Consider the following 22,326-nt stretch of genomic DNA (forward strand, 5'->3'; position numbering starts at 1 on the left):
GCCCCCAACTACACCTTCACGGCGGACAACGCCATGGACATCGTGCGCAAGGAGACCGGCCTGGTCTTTGCCCAGGTGCTGGAGTGCGCCGGCGTCTATAAGCGCACCCCGGAGGGACAGGCGGCCTTCCTGCGCTTTATCCAGCAGGTGTAAACGGACGCGGTCCAAGAGAACAGAAAACATCCCGGCTTCGGCAGACCGCCGAAGCCGGGATGTTTTTTGCATGCCATTTCGTCAGTAGTCGAATTTGCAGTAGTCGTAGGCGTTGATGATGTTGGTTGTCCCCCGCACCGTCCACTGGGGGATGTTGACCCCGTAATTTCGGTGGATGTGGCCGTGGACGAAGTACTTGGGCTGGTACCGGTCCAGAAGCCCCACGAAGCACTGAAAGCCCTGGTGGGAGGGGGTGTCAAAGTCGTTGATATGCCGGGCGGGGGCGTGGGTGAGCAGGATGTCGAACCCCTTGTTTTTCCACAACTGGAACTGCATTTTCCGGATGCGGCGGCTCATCTGCCCCTCGGTGTACATATTGCGGCCGTTCTGATAGCGGTGGGAGCCGCCCAGCCCCAGAATCCGCACGCCGCCGCAGACCACGATGCGGTCCTCCGCGCAGATGCAGCCCTCGGGCGGTGAATCCAGAAAGCTGTCGTTGTGGTTGCCCCGGACGTATACCACCGGGCAGCGGGCCAGGGTGGCGAGAAATTCCAGGTACTCCCGCCGCAGATCCCCGCAGGCCAGAATCAGGTCAAACTCGCTCAGCTTGCCCGGGGTGTAGTAGTCGTAGTAATAGGAGGACTCCTTGTCCGCGACAGCCAATACTCTCATGTCTCCGCCCTCCTGTCCAGACAGCGGGCGGCGTTCCCCCATCCGGTGTTAAGTGTCAGTCTGTTTTTCCTTGGTGGAGGGGACCCCCACAATGCCCACCGTGGCCTTGGCGGCCTCGCTCAGCTCCTCATAGGTGGGAATGGCGCCCACAATGTTGTCCACCAGCCAGTCCATATTGATGATGTCCTCTGTGCTCAGAGTGTCGGAGGCTCCGATCACCTGCCGGCCGCCCTGTGCGTACAGGGGACCGTGGAAAGGATGGCAGTTCCCGCTGCAGATCCCGTCCCGGAGGATGGCGGCCAGCTTCTGGGTGCTGTCCGGCAGCTTATCCGAGCAGCACAGCTCCACCACGCCGGCGGACATGCCCCAGTAGTAGTTCAGGGCCTTCCGGCTCTCCTGGTACTCCGCCTGGAAGGACTTGTTTCGGATGCGCCGCAGCAGCTCCTCATAGTACACGCCCCACCGCCAGACCGGCATGGCCAGGTTCACCTGGCCGTCCTCCCCCACCAGGGAGAGGCCGAAGCTGCTGTCCTTCCAGCCCCCCAGCTTGGTGAGGTCCTGGGCGGAGATGAGGCGGATGCCCCGGTCGGTCAGACGCTGGACCGCCGTCTCCCCGCTGGACACGGAGGACCACTCCAGATAGACCCGGGTGCGGGGATTGGTCAGCTGGACCCCCAGAGCGAAGGCGTTGATGGAGGCCACTTGGCCGAAAATGGGGTAGTCCCCCACATAGCCGATGCTGTCTCCGCCGGCCAGCGCCCCCGCGATGGCGCCGCTGATGAACTTCACCTCGTACATCCGGGCGTAGTAGGTGCGGATGTAGCGGTGGGAGGTGTTCAGCGAGCAGTTCAGGATGAGCGCCTCCGGGTGGTCCACCGCCGCCCGCAGGCTGGAGGGGAGGAGACGGGGGGAGGTGGTGAAGAGCACCTGACAGCCCTCTGCGATGGCCTGTTCCATCACCACCAGGGGGTCGCCGTCCAGGGTGTTGCAGTAGGCGCAGGTCGCCACCTCGCCGGCAAAGACCCGCTCCAGATGCCGGCGGCCCAGCTCATGTCCATAGGTCCATCCGGAGGTCTCCGGCGCCTTGTCGTGGAGAAAGGCCACCTTCAGGGGCTTTGGGGCCGCCTTCGGGAGCATCTTGGAGAGCAGGTCCCGCTTCCGGGTCTCCTCCTCGGGGGTCAGCTTCACGTCGATGGGCTCCTCCTCCTGCTGGAGGGTGATCTCCTCCCAGGCCCGGGCCACCGCCCGCCGGATCTCCTCGCCGCTGACGCCCCGAAGGCTGGGGTAGCCGTAGATCTCCATGTAGGCCAGCATGGCGTCCCCCACCGTGGAGGTGAGCTGCCGGCCGCCGTTGTCCTCATAGGCCCGGCGGAAGTAGTAGTAGGCGGTGGAGAAGCCGCTGCGCTCCTCGTCGGTCCAGGGGTCGCCCACCCGCTTGCCCACCAGCTCCTGGAGCCGGATGTAGCTGCCCGGCTTGGAGAACTCGATGAAGTTGATCCGGCTGCACCGGTAAAAATCGATCAGCTCATAGTACAGCTCGGACTCCCGGCTGTCCGTCCGCTTGGGCAGGATGCGGGTCACATGGGCGTAGATGCTGTCCGCCTCAAAATACTTGAGGACGCTGACCCGCTTGTTCCCCTCCGTCACATAGTAGCGGTTCAGGTACTCATAGGCGGAGATGGGGTCCCGGATGCCCTCCTCCAGCTGGGACTGGCACAGCTTTTTCCACTTGAAGGCAAACTCCGACTCCTCCTCCATCAACGGCATGAAGTTCCGGGCGAAGGCCTGGGTCCGCCCGTCCGTCTGGGTGCCCACCACAAACTCCAGCGGCACCTGGATGGTGCCCAGATCCACCGTCCGCAGCAGATCCTCTTGTGAGACAAATTCGTCCAGAACAGGGAGGTAGGGGTACTCTCCCTTGGCGGTGCAGGAGCGAAATTCCTTCTGCGCCCGTTTCAGAGCGTCACGGTAATACTCAGAGGGCATAGCGTCATTCCTTTCCAGCGATAGAAGCGATCGGCGGATTGAAAGGGACAGTTGGTGAGGGGGACGCGGAGCCTCAGGCTGTGCTGGGCGAGATATTCAGATTTTTCCTTGCCCTGTTGGCGGAAATACGATCTCCTCTGTCCGTCGGAGCAGGGACAGGCCCTCACCCGGGCAGCCGTCAGAAAATAGTTCCGCATGTGGATCTCCACATAGGGCGTCTCCCGTTTCCTCTATGAGGATATCACAGCCGCCCCTGAAATTCAACTGAAACGAAGCACGGTCCGTTTCCTTATGCCCGGTATGCTTGGCAGGCCCGCCGGGCCAGCTGGGCGTAGTGGTGGTAGAGCACGCCGAAGCGGTAGACATAGCCGGGTTTCCACGGCTTGGCCTTTCCGCAGAAGTGGAGGATGGCGGTGTGCTCCATCACCCAGGGCAGGTCGTGGGCCCCGGCGCTGCGCAGCCGGTAGTTGTTGTAGTTGCGGGCGTCGTAGTTCCAGAGGGCGTCGTCCAGGGGCAGGATGCGCCGGCCGTACAGGGCGTTGAGCAGGTCCTGGTCGGGGAGCAGCAGCTCCTTTTTATGATCGGCTACATAGCGGAAGATCTCCTCCGGGGCGATCTCCCGGCGGGCGGCGGCCAGGTCCATCAGCAGTACGCCGGAGTTGTAGTAGTCGCTGCCGCTGTTGAGGCGCATCCGGTTGACGCTGTTGGCCAGCTCTGTCTTTCCCGTGTGGGCGGCCGCCGCAAAGAGGTTGCCCTCCAGATCGGTCTCCCACAGGGGGCGCAGGGGGTTGAGCACCAGAATGTCCGGGTCCAGGTAGAGCACCCGGTCCAGCGTGTCCGGCAGCAGGCGGGAGGCCAGCAGCCGGTAGTACATCTCCTTGGGGTACTGACGGCTGACAGGGGCGCCCTGAAACAGGGCGTCATCCACCCGCACCGGGAAAAAGCCATAGCCGAAGGCGGCGCACAGCCGCTCCACTCCGGCCAGCCCCTCCGGAGAGACGGCGCTCTGGAGCAGATACAGATCCATGTGCTCCCCGGGGTTGTTCAAACGAAGGGAGGTGAGCAGAACATGGAGCTGAGGCAGATAGTGCTCGTCCAATGCTGCTAAAATGGAAATGGCGTCCATGAAAAATTTCTCCTTTCCGATCCCGGCCGCGCGGGAAGCGTTGGGAATCAGTTGTATGGTTGCAGTAGATGGAAGTCAAAATCACTGGGAAGAGTGGTAGAGAGGCTGTTTCCGAAGCGTGAACGTCAACCTCCAGGCAATTTGGAGGCAGGAGTCTCCCCCATCAGACGAAGAGCCGCGCCCCGGACGTGGTCCTTCAGCAGCTGATCCACAAATTGGATCAAAGCCTCCGGGCTCTCCTGGATCTCCCCCAGCAGCCAGTCCTCCATCATGCCGGCCAGCGCCCCCACATAGACCTTGGTCAGCAGCGCGACCTCCCGCTCGTCGGCCGGGTACCGCAGCTCTGCGGCGATCTCCCGGATGGTGTTCTGGATGATGGCCTGGAGATCAGTCCGGAAAAAGTCCTTCAGGTGTTCCCGGCTCATGGAGTGCAGGGCGCACAGACAGACCGCCCGGTTTTCCTGAAGATATTGGAACAGCTGAAGCAGGCCGTCCTGCCACAGGGTGACGCCCTCGTGTTCCCGCAGCAAGACCAAGGCCTCCTCCTCGAACATCCACCGCACTGCGGCGTAGATATCCTCAAAGTGGTAGTAGAAGTGCTGCCTGGCCATGCCGCAGGCGTGCATAATCTCAGTTACAGTGATCTTGGTCAGCGGCTTTTGTGCCATCAGCCCCTTGAGGGCGGCGCAGATCTCCCGCTTGGCGGTATCGCTCGCCAGATAGGTCCGTTTTTTCATACCTGCCCCCCATGCTCTCCCGATGGGATCTCTTTTTCCATTCAAACTTATCACAGATTCAAAAATAGGTCAAGTGTCAGATTTCTGACACTTGACTATATTCTGCATCTTGTATTTACCGCTTCCATCTCATATGCTGAAAGAAAATAGGGGCAGCCCGGCTGAGAGACGGAGGGCCTTCCGTCCGGCCGGAACCACAGCGGGACAGGGCGTCCCTGACCCGCCGCAAACCGCTTGCGGCGGGTCCTTTCGATTTGTCCGGCGCGCCCCGGCGGACAACTGCAGTATTCAGGAGGAATCAACATTGTGAGCAAAGACACCGGAACAACGTCCTTTTTTGAAAAACTAGCCACATTCATTGTGGATAAACGCAATCTCATCTTCTTTCTCTACGCCTGCGCCCTGATCTTCTGCCTGTTCTCCCGGAACTGGGTCAGTGTCTGCAACGACATCACGGAGTATCTGCCTGAAAGCACGGAGACCCGCCAGGGGCTGACCCTTATGGAGGAGGAGTTTACCACCTTTGCCACCGCCCGGGTCATGGTCTCCCATGTAACCTATGAGATGGCGGAGAACTTGGCGGAGCAGATGGAGCAGATCGAAGGGGTCTCCTCGGCCGCCTTTGGGAGCAGCGATGTCGGCGCGGACACGGAGGAGGACAGCGAGCCGGAGACGCCGGAGGACATCGCGGAGTATTTCAAGGGGGCGGACGCCCTGATCTCCGTGACCTTTGACGGGGAGGAGGAGGACGAAATCAGCCTCGCCGCCCTGTCCGCCATTCGGGAGCTGCTGGAGCCCTATGACTTCTACATCGACAGCGCCGTGGGAAACTCCCAGGCCGCCTCCCTGGCCAATGAGATGGGGATTATTCTGGCGGTGGCGGCGGTGATCATCGTGCTGGTGCTGCTGCTCACCTCCCGCTCCTACGCGGAGATCCCGGTGCTGCTGCTCACCTTTGTGGCGGCGGCGGTGCTGAACCTGGGGACGAATTTCATCTTCGGAGAGATCTCCTTTGTGTCCAACTCGGTGACCGTGGTGCTGCAGCTGGCCCTGGCCATCGACTACGCCATCATCATGCTCCACCGCTTCCTGGAGGAGCGGGAGTACGCCGGGGACCGGGAGGCCTGCATTGCGGCGGTCAGCGCCTCCATCCCCTCCATCTCCGCCAGCAGCCTGACCACCATCTCCGGTCTGGCCGCCATGATGTTCATGCAGTTCCAAATCGGGTTTGACATGGGAATCGTTCTCATCAAAGCCATTTTGTTCAGCATGCTGTCCGTTTTTACTCTGATGCCGGGCCTGCTGATGCTCTTTTCCAAGGCCATGGAAAAGACTCAGCACCGCAGCTTTATCCCCAAAATTGACCGCTGGGGCAAACTCACCCTGAAACTGCGCTATGTGGGGGCGCCCCTGTTCGCGGTGGCTGTTGTGGCGGGCTTTCTGCTGTCCAACCAGTGCCCCTATGTGTACGGATACAGCCAGATCGAGACTGCCAGGCAGAACGAGACCCAGATCGCGGAGCAGCGGGTGAACGAGACCTTCGGCACCCAGAATATCATGGCCCTGCTGGTGCCGAAGGGCGACTACGCCAGCGAGAAGGCCCTGCTGAACCGTCTGGAGACCTACGACCAGGTGGACTACGCCATGGGACTGTCCAACGTGGAGGTCATGGACGGCTATACCCTCACCGACGCCCTGACGCCCCGGCAGTTTTCTGAGATGACGGACCTGGACTACGAGCTGGTGTGCCTGGTATACGCGGCCTATGCGGCGGAACAGGAGGAGTACGGCCGGATCGTAGGCGGGCTGGACGACTATGCGGTCCCTCTGATGGATATGTTCTTCTTTGCCTACGACAAGGTGGAGGAGGGCTATGTGAACTTGGACGAGGAGCAGCAGGCGGATCTGGACGACCTCTACGTGCAGCTGTCTGACGCCCAGGAGCAGCTGTTGGGAGAAAATTACACCCGGATGCTGGTCAGCCTGAACCTTCCGGAGGAGGGGGAGGAGACCTTTGCTTTCCTCCAGACCATCCACCAGGAGGCGGAGCGGTACTACGACGCCGGCAGCGTCTATCTGGTGGGGGACTCCACCAGCGACTATGACCTGTCCGTCTCCTTCGCTCGGGACAACGTGATGATCAGCGTGCTGTCGGTGGTGTTCGTCATCATCGTCCTGCTGTTCACCTTCCAGTCGGTGGGGCTGCCCCTCCTGCTGATTCTGGTGATCCAGGGTAGCATCTGGATCAACTTTTCCTTCCCCGGCATCACCCAGCAGCCTATTTTCTTCATGAGCTATCTGGTGGTGACCTCCATCCAGATGGGGGCCAATATTGACTATGCCATTGTGATCTCCTCCTGGTACAACGAACTGAAGGGGAGAATGTCCCGTCGGGAGGCGGTCATTCAGGCGCTGAATCTGTCCTTTCCCACCGTGCTCACCTCGGGGAGCATCCTGTCCGCCGCGGGTTTTCTGATCGGCCGGATCACCACGGAGCCCGCCATTGTAGGCATCGGAGAGTGCCTGTGCCGGGGAACGCTCATCTCCATGTTCCTGGTCATGTTCATCCTGCCCCAGATCCTGTTTTTGGGGGACCAGGTTGTGGAGCGGACCCGCTTCAATCTCAAGGTTCCGGAGGTCGGCCGGACGGTCCACGGCACGGTCTATGTGAATGGCCGGGTTCGGGGCCGGATCTCCGGCGTGGTGGACGCCCATATTCAGGGCGTGATCTACGGCGACGTCTCCGGCATGCTGGAGACCGGAAACTATCAGAACAAGGAGGCTTCAAAAGACAATGAAACGGAACATCAGTAAAATTCTGAGCCTCCTTCTGGCGGCGGTTCTGATTCTCTCTCTCGTTGCCCCAGCCGCTCTGGCGGCTGAGAGCGCCGGTTCCATCTACCTCCGTACGACGGAAGATCTGGCGGAACTCTCCCGGAACTGTACCCTGGACAGCTGGTCCCAGGGGAAGACGGTCTATCTGGAGGCGGACATTGATCTGACCGGCGTGGATTTTTCCCCCATTCCCACCTTCGGCGGCACCTTTGAGGGACAGGGCCACACCATCTCCGGCCTGTCTATCACCGGCAGCGGCAATGTGCGGGGCCTGTTCCGGTACATACAGCCCACCGGCGCTGTGCGGGATCTCCATGTCTCGGGCAGCATCGCCCCCAGTGACCGCAAAAACACCCTGGGCGGCCTGGCGGGGGAGAACCAGGGGACCATCACCAACTGCACGTTTTCCGGGGCGGTCAGCGGGGCGGACAGCATCGGCGGAATTGCGGGCATCAACGAGGTCCAGGGACAGATCATCAACTGTTCTTTCTCCGGCTCAGTCACCGGGGAGCACTATGTGGGCGGCATCGCCGGACAGAACTACGGCTCCGTTGTCCAGTGTGAGAACAGCGGCAGCATCAACACCACAGAGGTGGACGCGGAGCTGAACCTGGACAATTGGAATCAGGACCAGCTCAACGCCGCGGAGAATGTGCCGGTCTGCACCGACATTGGCGGTATCACCGGTTTTTCTTCCGGCATTCTGCAGGGCTGCGTCAACACCGGGGCGGTGGGGTACGCCCACGTGGGATACAACATCGGCGGCATCGTGGGGCGGCAGTCCGGCTATCTGAACGGCTGCACCAATTCCGGGACGGTTTTGGGACGGAAGGATGTGGGCGGTATCGCCGGACAGCTGGAGCCGGAGGTGCGTCTGCTCTACAACGAGGGACAGGTGGGTGACCTGCTGGATGAATTGGATGTGCTGCGCGCGCTGATTGACCAGACGGGGGACGACGTCCGCGGTTCCTCCGATGAGATCTCGGAGCGGATGCAGGCCATCTCCGACCGGGCGGGGGAGGCCCAGGAGGCCATGAGCAATTTGATGGACTCCGCCACAGACTGGACCAATGAAAATATTGACGAGATCAATGACCTGTCCGCCCGGCTCTCCTGGCTCACGGATGAACTGGCCCCCATTCTGGACGACGCCACAGATGCGATGGATCTGATGGAGGAGCTGGCCGGCCAGATGAATGATGTGATGGACGAGGCCCAGGAGGCCGGCGGCCTGGCCCCAGATGCGGCGGACCGGTTTGAGGACGCCATGGGGGATTTAGGCTCCGCCGCCCAGCATGGCCGGGACGCTGTGGAGCACCTCAAAACGGCCCTGGCCCATCTGCGGAATGTGCTGGGAAAACCGGACGTGGAGACCGCCCTGTCGGAAATTCAGAGGGCAGTTTCTGAACTGTCCACGGCGCTCTCAGACATTGCCGGCTGCTTTGCGCGGATGCACCAGATCCTGCAGGAGGCGGAGAGCGAGCTCCAGGGGACGCCGGAGTGGGATGTGATACAGGAAAAGCTGGCGGCATTTCAGACCGCCTGCGGGGCTCTGCCGGGCTGTCTGCGGGAAGTCGGCGACGCGCTTGCCCAGGTGGTCCGGACCGGCGCGGACGATCCGGACGCCCTGGTACGCCTGCAAACCGCAGCCGGGAATCTGCTGGCCGCCGGTCAGGCATTTGGGGAGGCCGGCGCGGAGCTGGCCAAGGCGCTGGCGGATGCCGGCCCCGGCGGGGAGCCGGATTTGACCTCCGCCTATGAGAGATTGCAGACGGCGTCCCAGCAGCTTGCGGCTGCGCAGGCAGAGGTGGACGACATCCTGAAACATTTGGGAGACACTGAAGCCGGGAAGGATCTGCAAACAGCGCTGGATGAGCTGAATAATGCCATCGCCGCCGCAGAGCAGGCCGCTGCGGAGGTGGAGGACGCCCTTGCGGCACTGGCCGGCACGGAGGCGGCCCAGGACGCCGCCGAAGCGCTCCGGGCCGAATTGACCGCCATCTATGCCAGCCTGGGAGACGCGAAGACAGCCGCGCAGGAACTCGGAGCGGCCGCGGTGAAGCTGGTGCTGCCCTCTGTGGATACTGAGGAGCTGGAGGCCGCCCGCCGGGAGGTCCGGGCCGCCGGGGATAGTCTGGCCTCCGCGCTGCGGGCGCTGGAGCGCGGCGTGGACAGCGGAGAGGACGCCGTCCGCCGGCTGCGGGAACTGCTGGAGCAGGCCGGAGACGTTATGGATGAGCTGCAAAACGCCGGAGATACCATGGAGGAGCTGGCCTCTCTGACCTCAAATCTCAGTGAGGACCTCTATGATGTACTGCATGAGCTGTCTGAGATGCCCACCATTACCATCCACCCCATCAGCAGCGGCCTGCGGGAGCAGGGGGACGCCCTGGGGGACATCTTCTCCGGCCTGCTGGACGACGGGGACGCCCTGCGGGAGTCCATGTCCAGCAGCATGGACATTCTGCTGGACGATCTGGACGCCATCAACCAGCAGTTCGGCGTCATTACCGATCTGCTGCGGGACATTCTGGAGGGTTCGGATGAGGAATTTGAGGACCGCTTTGAGGATGTGTCGGACGAAGCGCCCGAGACCACGGATACAGGGTATCTGTCCGACGCCCGAAATGACGGAACTGTGGAGGGAGATATCAATGTGGCCGGAATCGTGGGCTCCATGGCCATTGAGTACGATTTTGACCCGGAGGACGACCTGATCCAGGAGGGGGACCGCTCTCTGGACTTCCGGTATCAGACCAAAGCCGTGGTCGCCTCCTGCATCAATACGGGAGAGATCACCGGAAAACAGAACTACACCGGCGGTATCGTGGGTCTGATGGATCTGGGACGAGTGGGGAACTGCGAAAATTACGGCGCGGTCTCCAGCAGCGACGGCGACTATGTGGGCGGCATCGCCGGGGCCTCCTGGGGCAGTATCCGGGACAGCTGGAGCAAGTGCCGCCTGTCCGGCGGGGACTATGTGGGCGGTGTGGCTGGACTGGGGGCCACTCTGGTCAGCTGCCATACTCTGGTGACCATCGCCGAGGGCTCCGCCTATCTGGGCGCTGTGGCGGGAGATGTGGACGGAGAAGGTACCATATCCGGCAACACTTTTACCAGCGAGAGCATGGGCGCTTTGGACGGCATCAGCTATGCCGGGCAGGCGGAGCCGGTGGATTTTGACGCCCTGTGCAGCACGGAGGGCGTGCCGGAGCTGTTTTCCCAGCTGGAGCTGACCTTTGTGGCCAATGGTGTCACGGTGGCCGTCATTCCCTTCCAGTATGGGGAGGGGGTCGAATCTCTGCCGGAGATCCCGGCGAAAAAGGGGTACTCCGCCTCCTGGCCGGATTTGGATTATACCCATCTGACGGCCAGCCAGACCCTGGAGGCGGTGTATACCCCCTATACTTCCGCCCTGACCGATGGAGGAGAACTGCCGGAAATTCTGGTGGACGGCAGCTTCAGCAGCCGGGCGGAGGTCTCCCACACGACGGAGGATGTAACCTGGACCGATGACCGGGGACGAACTCACGCGGGCACCTCCTATACCGTCACGGTAGAGGACCCTGACCTGGAGCAGGTGTCCTACACGGTGCACTACCGCCTGCCGGACTCCGGGAAACGGTATGACCTCTGGGTGCTGGGGGAGGACGGCTGGAACCGAGGGGAGCATGAGATCGACGGTCAGTATCTCCTCCTGACCAGCCGGCAGGCGGAAATTACATTCTGCGTTCTGGAACGGCCGGTCAACCTTCTGGCCTGGGGCGCGGCGGCAGGCGCTCTGCTGCTGGCAGCGGGAGCCTGTGCGGCTGTTCGGTTCCGAAAGCGTCGGCATTGAGCAGGCTGGAGAAAGGAATGGCGCAGTATGGGAACGGAGTAAATAAAGATTCAGGCTGAGTGCCGTCCATCTCGACCGGCGACAATCCTTACTTGGAAGTGCCGCCCAGAGCGAGCAAAAATTAAGACTTTTCTGGCGGAGAATCTGCAAAAGATGGCATATTCTGAGTGTCAGCAATCACTTGAACAAAAACACAGGATCCCGATAAAAGGGACCCTGCGGCACTTATTTTTCTGTTATATCCATAAAAATCGGATGGAGAATACATTTTGGGGGTCAAAGATAAAATATTCGCAATTATATCGATGCTTTGTCCGCTGATTTGGAACGGTCTGTTTTATCGTGAAAATACCATGATCAAATCGAGAGATTGCACGGAGTTTAGGCCATAAATGGCTGCCATCAAAGATTCCCTCAATTTGAGACTGATTAAGACCACTGCCTCAAAATAAGTTTTATCGCTTATTCTTCTTCCGTATATTCGTAAAAGGCGTTAAAAATATAACCTTGATCCAAATCCTGGTCGCCCAAATGTTTTCCAAAATACTGGCAGAAAACTCTGGGCGGTTCCTGAGAGAAAATATCGATCCATGTGTCCTCGGCGGCAATGACATAGTGAAAAAAATCAGTTTCTCCCTCAAAAAAGCCCTGCTGCATACACCAATTATAGTAATTGGAGTATTTACACCGGTAGAAGTGAAAAATAGGCTGCGGCAAGTTTGCTGCGGCAGACCGATGCTGCAGGTCAAAAAGTTTATTTTCCTGATGTACTGTCATCGCAAACATCCGCATACTTTTGATGGTACAGGGAAAGACCATCTTCAGCGTGAAGGAGCGCGGATTGAAATTGTCCCCATCATTATATTGAAAAACAATGCCGCATTCATTCCAGAAAAATCCATCAAAATAGACAGCAGTATTTGGCGACAGGTTGGGGCAAGGCGTTAGGAATTCTACGCAGTAGCGGGGGTCCATTTCTTCAAAGTCATAAATAAGATTGCCTTCGTAAGCCGGCAGCTGTTGTTCCATGACACGGTCCTCTTGTTTATTGATTTAACGGTATTTTACTGATGGTGTGCACAGTATAACATAACAAATTGTGCAAAGATTTTAATTATTTCTTAATTCCAGCTTCTTACCGCCCGCCAGAGTCAAAGAAGCGCCGGGCCGCTTACGGCCCTTTCCCACCTGTTGCCGCTGTTCAGAGATAGCTAGCAAATCTGGCTCGTACAGTCGATGGAACGCAAAAAACCCGCAGAGCCCGATCTGATGGGCTCTGCGGGTTTGAAATTCTAATTATTCCCACTCGCCGAGTTAAATCCATTTCTAAACTTTTTTGTATAGGGAATTTAATTCGTCGTGGTTTTATTTGATGCAGATTATCCTTATCCTAAGGTCTATTCGGACTTTTGCTATCAAAAATCTATCCGGGCCATCCTATCAAGGGTTTTGCTTGAGACGGACGATTGGGTGGCTTAGGAGTATTATAGCATGATTTTATCGAATTTTCCATAGAAATTTCATTTTGCCTAATCAGACATTACTCGCTCATATAATCCAGCATTTGCTGATTCAGGGTTTCCTTTACTACTCGCCACTCCGGAAAAAAGGTATCCATATACTTCTGGAATTGCTCGTTGTGATTTCGCTCCAGCAGGTGTACCAATTCATGGGTCACAACATAAGCGAGACACTCTGGAGTTTTCTTTGCAAGCTGGAGGTTAATCCAAATTCTTTTCCGGTCTATATTGCAGGTTCCCCACTTGGTACGCATGTTTTTGACCTTCCACTCATATGCATGGACACCTACAACCTGTTCACATTTTTGAACTACTTCCGGCAGCTTGCTTTTTAGCTGCTCCCGATACCAATCATTCAAAACACGCTCGCGCTGCTCCGGGGTGCTTTCAGGCCGCACTTGTAAAATCAGATGCCCGCCTGTAAGGGATACCTCATTCCTAACATTTGAGTATTGCACATCCAAACGATAACGCCGCCCCCAGACATAGTAACTCTCGCCAGTCACATACTGTCGCTTTGTTTGACGTGCTTGAGCCTCAAAGCTCGCACGCTGCTTTTTAATCCAGGAAATTCTGGATACCGCAAACATTCGGATCGCGTCATCCCCAGCAGAGTGCGGTACAGTAATTTGGACTTTCCCATCGGGCGGCAGAACGCGGATGTACATATTCTTGATGTTCTTTTTTGTAACGGCAATACTCATGTTGCCGATTTGCAGTTCATCCACTAGAATTCACTCTGCTCCTTTACCAATGCAAGCAACTGATCGGCTTCCTGGTCATCTTTTACGACAGCACGAATAGCCCGCCAGATTTTACGCTCTTTGATTTTGCTTCCCCGGAAATTGTCCTGTTTGCTTGACATGACTGCGTCATATATCTGATTGGCAACAGCCGTATCCCCATTAAGATGGTCATAAAAGGCTCGCTTGGCAGCACTCTCCCGGATTTCCGGAGGATATTCTGCGCCGCTTTCCGGCTTATGTACCTTTCTTGCCAGTTCCACAATCTGACGCAAATACTCCTCATAGTTGATCACGTCATTTTTGCGCTTTTCAATCAATTCTCGAAGAAGCGCAGACATCTTCTCGTAGTATTTGGGGTTACTTTGGGTTCTTTCAACAATTTCCTTGCCAATATTGTTTTCAATAGTCTCTGCAACTGCTTCCTGCTCTTTGGGTGTGGAGGCAGGCATATCCTTCAGCGCGGAAATCCCGTTGTCTACCAGCAGCTCGACCAGTGTTGCTCCTCCAAAAGAGGTCAACACACGACTGGGATCAGCCGACAAATAGGTATCGATTAAATGGCGCATGTCCGGATCATATTTCTTCAAATCCACATAGTCACCGCTGGCCAGACGCACATCGTCACGCACCTTGATGTAGTAGGTAACTTCTCTCTCCAGCGCTTTGATCTGTTCCACAGTATAGTGGTACTTTTCCTGTAATTCGCCCGATACTTCACCAAAAGCGCGAAGAGCTGTCGCTGACAGATTGTAAAGCTGTTCCCGCTTAGGCATATTCTCTTCCAATTCATCCAAGTCAAAGGCTTCGGTATTGGTACCGCAGAAATAATGGTAGTAGTCCACCATATCTTTAGGTGGAGCTACAGGCTCGCACAGCGCGCGCAGAGCTTCCAGTGAATCCTCCAACTGTTCCTTAGCCTTGTCCAAGCGATCTGTCAGCAGGCCGGAGACATCTTCCTTATCGTAGCTGTCAAATGCTTCGGAAGTATAGTCTGCAACCGCATTTTCCAAGGAGCGAAACAGGTCTTTGTAGTCAATAATATATCCAAATTCCTTATCTTCACCATCCAGGCGATTGACACGGCAGATTGCCTGGAACAAGCCATGGTCTCGCATAGACTTATCAATATACAGATAAGTGGCAGGCGGAGCATCAAAGCCCGTCAGCAGCTTGTCCACCACGATCAGCAGTTTCATCTGTTCCGGCTGCTTGATAAACTTTTCCTTGACCTCCTTTTCAAATGCCTTCGGGTCTTTTCCACCCAGCATCTTCATGTAGATCTCGTATTGCTCCACCGCCTCGGTCTCGCCATCATCACCTACGGTTTCAGTGCGAATATCGCCCACCGCCGGTTCGTAAGAGGTCACGATAGCGCACTTCCCCTTCAGCTCGGTCTCCTGGAACAATTCATAAAATTTGCACGCCTGATAGATACTGCCAGCCACCAGCATAGCATTACCCCGCCCATCGTGCAGGCGTGGTTTTGTCTCCATATCGAAAACAATATCCGCTACAATCTGTCCCAATCGGGCCTTGGAACTGAACATCTTTTGCAGATTGCCCCAACGCTGTTTCAGCTTAGCTTTTGCCACACCGGTCAGCCCGCGCGTTTTTGCCTCAAACCAGGCGTCGATCCGATCCTGCTGGACAACATTCTGCTCCACCTCTCGGGCCTCATAACGCAAATCCAGAACTACCTTATCCCGCACCGCTTCATCAAACTTGTAGCGATGAATATAAGGGCCAAATACCTCCAGACTGGTCTCCTTATCCTTTTTCATCAATGGAGTACCGGTGAAACCGATAAAGGTGGCATTCGGCAAAATGGTTTCCATCGCTTTGTGGAGCTTGCCGGATTGGGTACGGTGACATTCATCCACAAAGACATAGAAATCGCCTTTGGGAGAAAAGTTTTCCGGCAGCGAGCGTTTCAGCTCCTCAATAAATCCAGTATAATCGGACTCGCCGCTTTTGCCTCTGTTTTTCTTGCCAAACTTGTGAATCAGGGAGCACATCATGACAGGCGAGGTGTCGTTGATCTTCTGAATCAATTCGCTTCCCCGGCGAATACGGACAATGCTCTCATTGACCCCGGCAAACACCTGCTCGATCTGCACATCCAGCTCGTCCCGGTCGGTGATAATCAGAATACGGCTGTCAGAAATATTTTCCTTAATCCACTTGCTGAGCCACACCATGGTCAAGGATTTTCCGGAACCTTGGGTGTGCCAGATAATCCCGCCATCATGACGCCGCACAAAATCCCGCGCTGCCATATTGCCAAAGAACTGATTAGGCCGACAGGTCTTTTTCACTCCGCTGTCAAATACGATAAAATTGTGCAGCAGCTCTACAAGCCGCTCTTTCCGGCACAGAGAAATCAGGTTTTTGTCCAGACGCAGGGGATATTTTTCGATTTGAGTGCGTACCGCTACGGAAACCTCATCTTTGGCATTGGGATCTTCTTTCCAGGAAAGATAATACTTTTCTGGTGTGCCGGTGGTACCGTAACGCGCCCCCTCCGAATCATTGCCAGCCAGGACAAGCCCAATGGTGGCAAAGAACTGCATGATCATATCCGGGCGCTGGTTGGTCAGGTTCTGGCGGATGCCCTCCGACATGGAAACTGTGCTGCGCTTCAGCTCAATGACGGCAAAAGCGATGCCGTTGATGTACAGCACCAAATCAGGGCGCTTGTGCTTGATGGTTACTTCCTCAGCGATGTAAAAATCATTTTCAAGGGGATGCTCCCAATCCACAAACTGGACTGTGACCTTATGCTGGCCGACAGACTCGCTGACCTTGACGCCGTAGCGCAGCTTTTTATAGGTCTGCTCATTCAAGTCGTAAAGGTTCACCGACTGATCTCCGGCAGCATCCTGCAGCTCCTTCAAGGCGCGGCTGATAAGTACCGGCGAATAGCCCTTGCGGATCAGAAACTTCGTCAGCAGTTCGGTTTCAATATTGGAGTTTTTCCGCTCGGTGAAATCGCCCAGATAAGTATAACCGAGTTCCTGGGCAAATAGCTTTATGACACGCTTCTGCGTGGCTTTTTCCCGTTGTCCAACAGCCATCTTTATCCCTCCTTGTCAGGGAATAGTTCTTGGCAGTGTTTGATGGCTCGCTGAATATCTGCGTCCTTGAAATAAGCCTTTTTCAGCTTATCTCTCCATTCTTTATTGGAATGGATCAAGTCTTTAATCGAGGCTACGGAAGTTTCCTTACCTTCCCGCCGCAAGTCGCAGATGGCCATATCCACCGTTGCCAAAAGCTCCAGTTCATTGACACTTGTGTACTGGAACTGCGACACCAGCCAATCCACATCCCCCTGCTTTCCCCAGTCCTGCAAATAGGTCAACGCCTGCTGCATCTGCACACCTTTTTCAAAACGGCTGCCCTTTTCGCTTCTTTTGACCTGGATATACTTGTTTTTCTGAGCAATCGGCTCGCCACCTTTATAGCGGATCTCATCAGCGTATGGACCGGCCGCTTTTTTATGGAAGGCAGAAATATCCGCCTGCTCCTTGCGGCGAACCAGATAGAGCAGCTTCTGAACTTTTTTGCGCCCCAGGGGATACTTCTCGGAATAGAATGCATTCACAATTCCTGCAATCATGACCGCATCATCAAAATGCTGATTGTGTGTCGGTTGATGCTGTTTTTCCCGAACCATGTGTGCCTCCGGCGACTTTTTGACATCTGCATCTACCAGCCGAATCCGTCCGGTGAGCAGTTCCTGCATCATGCCCTGCTTGATCTGTTGATACTTTGCCAGCTTCTTTTCCAACTGCTCAATTTCACTGTCCATATCAGAGAGAACTTGAGCAACTGCCTGTTGTTCAGGAACTTCTGGCATATAGATTTCGAGATTTGAAATCAGCCCTTTTGTTAATCCTCCGCGACCGCCATCACCAGAAGATAATTCTCTCAAACTTTCATACATACTGTCGATGATATAATACAGAAACCGAGAATCAAATTTTTTATCGTTAGGATAAATTGCTGCAATCGACTGATTCGTGCATAGCGAAATATAATTATACGCTGCCGTTCCTCGAGTTTTTCCTTGTCCAGCAAGCCCAATCAAAACACAGTATTTAGGAATTAAATGCGCACTTGAGTTTTGCATTCCCTTCTGTGTAATTCTCCCCTCAACATCGTAAATCTTTTTGTTATTAAGTTCTCCCGAACTCATCCATGGAATGCTTCCACCCCAATATTCTGATATTGTGGTGCTAGGAGTTCCGCCAGAGTAAATTTCTGTCATTTCTCCTAAGCGAAATTGATTCCATTCCCCAGAAAACTCCGGCAGGCGTTTTTTACCGGTGAGCAGTTCCTGCATAGTCCCCTGCTTGATGGCTTTCTTTTTCTCAATCAGCTTTTGCAGGGAGGAAATCAGGCTATCTACATCGGAAAGGGCTTCCGCAATAGCGGCTTGTTCTTCTAATGGTGGAAGTAATATTTCCGTATCACAGATAATTCCATTATACAATCTTGAAATCGTACTTCCTTCAGATGAAGCCCACTTTATAACTTTGTAATAATGGGCCAGATAATCGTTACAAAGCTGGCTCTTATCAATTTTAAGCCAAACAATATTCGAATCTTGAAAATAAGCGGGACGCCCGTCAAATACAACGGTTCTGCCCAATGTTCCTGCTGCCGAAATGAGCACATCCCCTTTTTCCGGGTATGAATATTTAGCCTTATATTCTTCGTATAATTGGCTCGATATATAGGCATCAGCTTCTTTTCCAAACGTGCCTATTTTGTAAAATGGAATATTTCCAATTTTACTGGTCTGATGCGCAAAAATACGTTTACACATGCAAACTTCTGCAACTTCACCCAGCTTTTTTGTTTTCCATCCGTTCACCATACAAACCCCATCCTTTCCAGATGAGATTTGACCTTGGCCTCGTACTGGTCTACTTCATCCTCACATTCCTTCAAGGTATACTCATACCGCTCCACCAGTTGGGTCACACGGGCAGAAAGGTGATGAGACACTGCCTCGTGAATGGCGTCTATCCCGCTGTAAATAGTGGCAAACCACTTTTCCTCCACCAGCAGATGGCGAATCTCCTCCAGCGTCAGCTGGGGGTATTTTTTCTCCAGTTTGGTATCCAGATCTGCCTCGGCTTGCTTGATTGCCTTCCTGTAATTGCTTTCAGCATCCAACAGAGACAGATACTCTTTCAATGCAGCCAGTTCTTCCTTGGCGGTGGGGTCTTTCTTGATTGCCTTGATACGGGCACTGATAGTGGCCTTTTTCAGATTATCCAGCTGAGCAAACAGTCCGTCCTCACCGCCATTTTCTTCGGCCAGTTCTTCCAGCTTGGCGGACACCTCATCCAGTTGGCCCCGAAGGGTCTCCAGCGCCTTGACATCCTCCTCAAAAAAGTGTGCAGCAATCAAAGCCTTGGGGAGCAGCTTTCCCTCAAAGCCCTTGATCTTATCGGTCTTGACCTCAATGGTCTGGCCGTTTTCTTTTTTCTTCTTGGTCACATACTCATAGGCAATTTCTCGCCCGGCCTCATAGCCGTCATAGCAGACCGCATACACATCGTCCTGCATGGTCTCCGCCCAGTACTCCATCAGCACTTCATAGACATCGTATTTGTCGAGGAGCGATACCTGGGCAAAATCATCAAGGAGCTGCTCGGAAATTTTGGCAATCAGCTCTTTGGGGTGAATGGCCCGGCTGAGTTCCATCAAATCGTGGGTAACGGTCGCCTTCCATCGGGCATAGGCATCGTCCACCTGGTCGGCATGGCGGATAAACTCCGGGTGGGATGTAATCGTGGAAACCACTTCGTCCTTGCCCACCGCCGGACACAGATATCCCGGACGCAGCGGCTGAAACAGGATTTCCTTCAAAGATGGATATACCGCCCAATATTCCGCCATGCTGTCCACATCGGGTTCCGGAATGCCGCCGTTCAGGTGAGCATTGATGTCCTGTAAATCTTCCGGCTCGCTGCTATCAATATAGCGTGGGATATTCAGGTTGTACTCGTTGGTGACTTTGATCTCCTCGTTCGGAACAAACCGGGCATACTTGGGGTCCGATTCATCCATTGTAAGGAATGTAGTTACGATCTTATGAATGTCCTGTTCTCGCAGACGGTTTTTGTTGCCGTCCTTCACATAGCCTTTGCTGGCATCAATCATAAAAATGCCGGTACGATCAGCAGCATCCTCTTTGTCCAGCACCAGGATACAGGCAGGAATTCCTGTGCCATAGAACAAGTTGGCAGGCAGACCAATAATGCCTTTGATATAACCCCGGTCAATGATCTTTTTGCGAATCTCAGCCTCGGCATTGCCACGGAATAGCACACCATGGGGCAAAATGATTGCCGCCTTGCCGGTAGATTTCAAGGATTTCAGGACATGCAGCAGCCAGGCGTAGTCGCCGTTTTTCTCCGGCGGCACGCCCAACACAGTCTCACTGTATCTCCCATAAGAGTCAGGTATCGTAATGCCGTCCATCCAAGATTTATCTGAGAAAGGCGGATTGACTACGATGTAGTTGAAGGTTTTCAGCAGTTCCGGGTTGTTCTCATCTTTATACTGGGGTGCAGACAAGGTGCTTTTATTGCCGACAATGATACCAGCACCCTTGTTGTGCAGGACCAGATTCATGCGTGCAAGACCGGCGGTGGAGTTGTCCTTTTCCTGTCCATAGATAGAGATCTCACAGGGTGCCTCATCCGCTGCACGAATCAACAGCGAACCGGAACCGCAAGCCGGATCGTAGACTGTCATGCTGGGATCGGTGGCTTTATCAATACCAATCACCTTTGCCATAATCCGAGAGACTTCGCCCGGCGTATAGAACTGGCCCTTGCTCTTGCCGGAATCCTGGGCAAATTTCCGCATCAAAAATTCGTAGGCGTCGCCCAAAATGTCATCACCGCCAGCGCGGTTGTTGGTGAAGTCCAACTCCGGTTTCTGGAAAATTTCCACGAGACCAGAGAGCTTATCCACCGCTTCTTTGTCGGTGCCCAGTTCATCGCTGTTGAAGTCGGCAATGTCAATAATACCTTTCAAGTCGTTGGCTTCTGCCAGCTTGCCAATGATGATATTGATGCCTTCACCAATGTTTTTCTTGTATTTCAGCGCAGAAATATCGTCAAAACTACCGCCTTCCGGCACTTCAATGTCCCAGTTATCGCTGCTCTTGAAGCGGTCGGACACATACTTTACAAACAGCAGCGTCAGAATGTAATCCTTATAACGAGCCGGTTCCACACCGCCCCGCAGTTTATCACACGCAGCCCATATCTGGCTGTAAATTTCGCTCTTTTTGATTGCCATCGGTACCTCTCCGTTCTCTTTTTAAATTCCTGTCAGGTTCCCATTTACTCCTCTGGGGGAACGGGGATGTACACCATTTTCAGGGGGATCATTTTGCGGTATTTGACACTGAGCTGGTCGTAATATTTCAAGACCAGATCCACAAGTTCTGTGCCGTTAATGCCGCGAATAATAGGGGTGTTATCCAGGTATTTCTGCGCATTTTTGGTATAGTTGGATAGTGTCACAAACAGGCCATAATCTCCTTCACGCATAGCACCTTTCAGAGACTGGATGGTAGTCTCTTTAATATCTCCATCCTGGCTTTTGACCTGGACAACAATGCGGGGCGGTAGCTCATCTTTATAGGCGGTAATGTCGATACCGCTGTCTCCACCATGCGGAGACAGGATCGTGCGGTAGCCCATGGCCTGCAAAAGATTTGCGACAAACGGCTCCAGATCATAGCCTTTCAGATTTTTGCTCAGCTCTTTTAAAATAAAATCTCGGGTAGCCTCGATAATTTCATCCGCCGTTTGTGCCACTGTCTCATCGGTATCCGGCTCCATGATATTACCTTTGAAGTCTTTATCTAGCGCCTTCAAATACTCATCCGCGTAGTTCTTCACCAAGAAAAAAGTCAATGCCGATCCTACTTCATGCAGAGCCCCTTGCGAAAAAGCCGTACGAGGCAGATGTTTGAGCCACTTTACTTTCCGACGATTGTGATACTGTGCAGCTGTACTATCATAAAAATAGGCGCTCTCAACGATTCCAATATTGATTTTACGGTCGATCTTAGATGGGAACACGACATAATCGCCTTCTCGCACTTCATGAACAAACCGGTACAGCATTCCAGCACTTGTGGCAATCGAACCTTTTTTAGCATCCGGATAGGTCGCAATATATTTTTCTTTGTAGGCATCACGAGATGCACTTATGACCGACAAGTCGCCCATCTCTTCCCAGCCAATTGCAATTAGATTCTGATGCAAAAAAAGGGGATCGTCCATCGTATGAATTCCCCAAACTGTTTTGTTTGCTGCTGCCATCACAGCCACACTCCTATCCAATCTTTCGCAGCTTTTCAGCTGCAAAGGTCTTGTGTCCCGAAATTTACCTTCAAATATCAAACCACTTTGTCAAAATTCATGCTTATTTTTCTTCCGGAACAAACTCCAGAATATCGTCCACGCCACACTCCATCACGCGACAAATCTTCTCGATGCTTTCGATGGAAACATACTCGTTGCGCTTTAGGCGGGTGATAATATTGGCACTAAAACCGGCCTTCTCTTTTAGCTGTGCATTGCTTATCTTTTTATCAATCATCAGGTGGAATAAGCGGTCATAACAAATCGCCATTTTAGTCCCTCCAAAGCAAGAAATGCTTGGATTTATTTTATCA

At 54.6% G+C, this 22,326-nt stretch carries 13 protein-coding genes; 2 read left to right on the top strand and 11 right to left on the bottom strand.

From position 1 onward, the window contains the following. Nucleotides 1-234 precede the first annotated feature (234 nt). The 4 genes from B5F19_RS10805 to B5F19_RS10820 all read right to left on the bottom strand — a co-directional run bounded on the left by B5F19_RS10805 (nt 235) and on the right by B5F19_RS10820 (nt 4,674). Nucleotides 235-825, bottom strand: a complete 591-nt coding sequence (locus B5F19_RS10805; RefSeq protein WP_087290399.1) for a metallophosphoesterase — start codon at nt 823-825, stop codon at nt 235-237. A gap of 48 nt (nt 826-873) precedes the next feature. Continuing rightward, nucleotides 874-2,811 carry a BMP family ABC transporter substrate-binding protein gene (locus tag B5F19_RS10810; RefSeq protein ID WP_087290401.1) on the bottom strand — a complete coding sequence of 646 codons (1,938 nt, stop codon included), beginning with the start codon at nt 2,809-2,811 and terminating at the stop codon, nt 874-876. Nucleotides 2,812-3,100: 289 nt separating this feature from the next. Beyond that, the gene (locus B5F19_RS10815) at nt 3,101-3,937 is read right to left on the bottom strand and encodes a glycosyltransferase family 8 protein (protein WP_087290402.1); all 837 of its coding nucleotides are present in this window, start codon (nt 3,935-3,937) and stop codon (nt 3,101-3,103) included. 125 nt (nt 3,938-4,062) lie between these two features. Continuing rightward, on the bottom strand, nt 4,063-4,674 hold the full coding sequence (locus tag B5F19_RS10820; RefSeq protein ID WP_087290403.1) for a TetR-like C-terminal domain-containing protein: 612 nt from the start codon (nt 4,672-4,674) through the stop codon (nt 4,063-4,065). A gap of 306 nt (nt 4,675-4,980) precedes the next feature. Here B5F19_RS10820 and B5F19_RS10825 point away from each other — a divergent pair, with 306 nt between their 5' ends. Beyond that, nucleotides 4,981-7,488: an MMPL family transporter gene (locus B5F19_RS10825; protein WP_087290405.1), complete on the top strand. Its 2,508-nt coding sequence runs from the start codon at nt 4,981-4,983 to the stop codon at nt 7,486-7,488. Next, entirely contained in the window at nt 7,469-11,347 is a 3,879-nt protein-coding gene (locus B5F19_RS10830; RefSeq protein WP_087290407.1) for a GLUG motif-containing protein, read from the top strand. Before B5F19_RS10825 ends, B5F19_RS10830 begins: the two co-directional genes overlap by 20 nt. Before the next feature lie 462 nt (nt 11,348-11,809). On the opposite strand, the gene B5F19_RS10835 is transcribed toward B5F19_RS10830, so the two are convergent. The 7 genes from B5F19_RS10835 to B5F19_RS10865 form a co-directional block, all read right to left on the bottom strand. Continuing rightward, the gene (locus tag B5F19_RS10835; protein ID WP_087290409.1) at nt 11,810-12,376 is read right to left on the bottom strand and encodes a hypothetical protein; all 567 of its coding nucleotides are present in this window, start codon (nt 12,374-12,376) and stop codon (nt 11,810-11,812) included. A gap of 511 nt (nt 12,377-12,887) precedes the next feature. After that, nucleotides 12,888-13,595 carry a SprT family zinc-dependent metalloprotease gene (locus B5F19_RS10840; RefSeq protein WP_087290411.1) on the bottom strand — a complete coding sequence of 236 codons (708 nt, stop codon included), beginning with the start codon at nt 13,593-13,595 and terminating at the stop codon, nt 12,888-12,890. Continuing rightward, nucleotides 13,595-16,687, bottom strand: a complete 3,093-nt coding sequence (locus tag B5F19_RS10845) for an HsdR family type I site-specific deoxyribonuclease (RefSeq protein WP_087290413.1) — start codon at nt 16,685-16,687, stop codon at nt 13,595-13,597. The genes B5F19_RS10840 and B5F19_RS10845 overlap by 1 nt, the downstream gene beginning before the upstream one ends. Before the next feature lie 2 nt (nt 16,688-16,689). Then, nucleotides 16,690-18,492, bottom strand: coding sequence for a restriction endonuclease subunit S (locus B5F19_RS10850; protein ID WP_087290415.1), 1,803 nt, complete (start codon nt 18,490-18,492; stop codon nt 16,690-16,692). Then, nucleotides 18,486-20,936 carry a type I restriction-modification system subunit M gene (locus B5F19_RS10855; protein ID WP_087290417.1) on the bottom strand — a complete coding sequence of 817 codons (2,451 nt, stop codon included), beginning with the start codon at nt 20,934-20,936 and terminating at the stop codon, nt 18,486-18,488. The genes B5F19_RS10850 and B5F19_RS10855 overlap by 7 nt, the downstream gene beginning before the upstream one ends. Nucleotides 20,937-20,980: 44 nt before the next feature. Further along, nucleotides 20,981-21,970: a restriction endonuclease gene (locus B5F19_RS10860; RefSeq protein WP_087290419.1), complete on the bottom strand. Its 990-nt coding sequence runs from the start codon at nt 21,968-21,970 to the stop codon at nt 20,981-20,983. A gap of 103 nt (nt 21,971-22,073) precedes the next feature. Next, nucleotides 22,074-22,283 carry a helix-turn-helix transcriptional regulator gene (locus B5F19_RS10865; protein WP_054338619.1) on the bottom strand — a complete coding sequence of 70 codons (210 nt, stop codon included), beginning with the start codon at nt 22,281-22,283 and terminating at the stop codon, nt 22,074-22,076. Nucleotides 22,284-22,326: the final 43 nt, after the last annotated feature.

The organism is Pseudoflavonifractor sp. An184 (genome assembly GCF_002160305.1).
GTDB classification, from domain to species: domain Bacteria; phylum Bacillota; class Clostridia; order Oscillospirales; family Oscillospiraceae; genus Lawsonibacter; species Lawsonibacter pullicola.